This window comes from Methanocalculus sp., assembly GCF_030651615.1.
GTDB lineage: Archaea > Halobacteriota > Methanomicrobia > Methanomicrobiales > Methanocorpusculaceae > Methanocalculus.
In genome coordinates this window covers 1-2872 of the sequence record NZ_JAUSCG010000206.1, presented here as the reverse complement: position 1 = coordinate 2872, position 2872 = coordinate 1, and the positions used below count along the sequence as shown (strand labels likewise).

At 50.6% G+C, this 2872-nt stretch carries 3 protein-coding genes; 2 read left to right on the top strand and 1 reads right to left on the bottom strand.

Translation table 11 applies throughout. The features are described from left to right. A partial coding sequence (locus Q7V06_RS08870) for a molybdopterin oxidoreductase family protein (protein ID WP_304840700.1) occupies positions 1–1468 on the bottom strand: 1468 nt, incomplete at its 3' end. A 279-nt stretch (positions 1469–1747) separates the two neighbouring features. Between Q7V06_RS08870 and Q7V06_RS08865 the strand changes: the two genes are divergently transcribed. Then, positions 1748–1924 carry a hypothetical protein gene (locus tag Q7V06_RS08865; protein WP_304840698.1) on the top strand — a complete coding sequence of 59 codons (177 nt, stop codon included), beginning with the start codon at positions 1748–1750 and terminating at the stop codon, positions 1922–1924. A 29-nt stretch (positions 1925–1953) separates the two neighbouring features. Next, positions 1954–2872: cache domain-containing protein (locus tag Q7V06_RS08860; protein ID WP_304840696.1), on the top strand; the 919-nt coding region annotated here is incomplete at its 3' end.

Below are 2872 nucleotides of genomic sequence, written 5' to 3'. Positions count from 1 at the left end.
CATAGCCCATCTTTGCTGAGAGTTCGGCGAGGATCTGCCAGTCGAGCTTTGCCTGACCCGGCGGGTTCTGAGCCTTTCTCCACATCTGGACACGCCGCTCGGTCGAGGTCTGGGTCCCGTCCTTCTCTGCATAGCAGGTGGCGGGGAGGACGACATCGGCAAGCTGTGCGGTCTCAGTCAGGAAGATATCCTGCACAACGAGGAAGTCAAGGGCTTTGATCGCGTGTTCGACATGCGTCAGGTCGGGATCGGAGAGCATCGGGTTCTCACCCATGATGTACATCGCCTTCAGTTCACCGGGTTTCTCGGTGAGGACGTCCATCATCGTTGTGACTTCATACCCGTTCTTCGCCTCACAGATACCATCGGGGAAGCCCCAGGCATCTGAGAACTTCTTGTGGGCAGCTTCGTCAATGACCTTTTGGTACCCGGTGAAGACAACCGGAAGTGCACCCATGTCACAGGCACCCTGCACATTGTTCTGGCCACGGAGTGCATTCACACCGGCACCGCGTTTCCCGAGGTTGCCACAGAGCATCTGGATGTTGGCAACGGATTTGACATTGTCCACACCGGTTGTGTGCTGCGTGATACCCATCGAGTACAGAATCGCGGTTGCACCGGATTTGGCGATCCATTCGGCGGCGGTCTTCAGCTGTGCAACAGGAATACCTGAGATCTTCTCGACATTCTCAAGGCTGTAGTCGGGCTTCATCACGACTGCTTTCATCGCCTCGAACTCTTTTGTCCGGTTGGCGATGAACTCCTTGTCTTCCCAGCCGTTCCTGATGATCTCCTGCATCAGACCGTTTAAGATCTGAACATCGGTTCCTGAGCGGAACTGCATGTACAGGTCGGCCTGCTTTGCAGTGGCGGTATACCGGGGGTCAGCGTAGATGATCTTTGCACCCTTCTGCTTGGCCTGGATGATACGGCGGCCGATCAGCGGGTGCTGTTCGAAGGTGTTGCTCCCAAGGATGAAGACACATTTCGAATCGGCGATATCACCGATCGAGTTGGTCATCGCACCGGAGCCGAAGGTTGCCGCAAGACCAGCAACGGTTGATGCATGGCAAAGACGGGCACAGTGGTCGATGTGACGGGTCTTTAAGACACCACGGGCGAACTTCATGATCGCGTAGTTGTCCTCGTTTGAGGTCCTTGCAGAGGCAAGAACGGCCATCTCGTCAGGTTTGTAGGTCTTCAGCTTCTGGGCGATGAGGGCATAGGCCTCGTCCCAGCTTGCTTCAACGAACTTCCCGTCCTTCTTGATGAGCGGGGTCGTCAGCCGGTCTTCGCGGTTGATGAACTCGTGAGCATACACGCCCTTTGGACAGAGCTTCCCTTCGTTCACGGGGGAGCGCTGGTAGGGGGCGACGCCTACCACCTTGCCGTCGGTGACGACAAGGTTGAAACTGCATCCTGTCCCGCAATACGGGCAGGTGGTTGGTACATACTTCATTTCCATGGTTTAACCTCGGACAAAAGAAAGAAGCAGTAGTCTCCCTATAAATATGTTGATTTGAATTTCAGCAACAGAATGAGGTTTTTTTCAAGTAAACTAAACAAAATTTACCCCGATAACCTTCAGGGGCAAAGGTGAGATGAAATCATCATTCTGGAGCAATGTATGATCATTGTGAAACCAGAGGCGGTAAGAGAATCTCATTGCATGGCGTTGAGACAAATTGAAGCCCTTATAAAGGTTTTAAAAAGATTTATTAATAGACGTACCACATGCATATAAATGAGTGAGTTTGTGCGCGCAAAATTCAGCCATCATTATACTACAAATGAGATTATCTTCTGCAAAAGAGATGAGAACAAGAGAGATCGGATCTGCAGTTTTGGGGTGGCAGATGAGAGGCAACATATCATCAGAGCATACCGGCAGCAGACGATATCAGGGGAGAATAACACTTAATATACTACAAACGCCATCCTCCTCTATCTATGAAACTCCAGTCGAAGGTGCTGCTCCTCTACCTCGTCATTGCTATTCTTATACTGATCTGTATAGGTGGAGTACTCCCTTCAACACTCCATGCACAAAACCTCGATACCATCTCTGAAACGACTATCGCCCAACTTAAACATATCGACTTTGCTCTCTCGAATTTTATCGGGGAGGCTAAAAGCGACATTCTGGAATTATCACTCAATAAAGATGTCCGTACTCCTGATGATACGGCATTTACAAACTTTCTGAACGCATCAGAAGAGACGTTCAGCTACTCAATAACAGAAGAAGAACATGATATAATAGCTATTCTGAGAGGATACCAGAGATCACACCCCTATGTCAGTTCTGTCTATATGGGTCGTGAGAACGGCGCATTTGTGAGAGCATACCCCCGAGCCCAGCCAACAGCCTATGATCCAAGAGATCGGCCCTGGTATATGCTCGCACAAGATCACCCGGGTCAGGTGATGGTAACAGATCCCTATGTGGCAGTCACTACCCCGGATGTGAATATCGGGATCGTCACCGCCCTTCTGGATGAGGATGGTAATTTCTTCGGCGTTATCGGCGCAGATATCACCCTCGTCAGCCTGACAGAGTATATCTCGGCAGTCGAAAGCATCGGGGGGGAGGAGATGCTCCTTGTCGATCGTAAAGGGACGATCCTGGCGAGTCGGGATGAATCCATCCTCTTTGAAGATATCAGTATCATTCTTGAAGACCAGACCCCGATATTTCTGACAAATGATGAGGGGGTACTGATCCAGGGTGAAAGATACCTAATCTACTACACCTCTCCGGAACTCGGCTACAAGATCGGGACATTCATCCCGTTTAGTGCTATTGAAGAGAGGATAGACGAATCTATCCAGCGCATCCTCCTCTTCGTCCTGATCGCAATCGTACTGC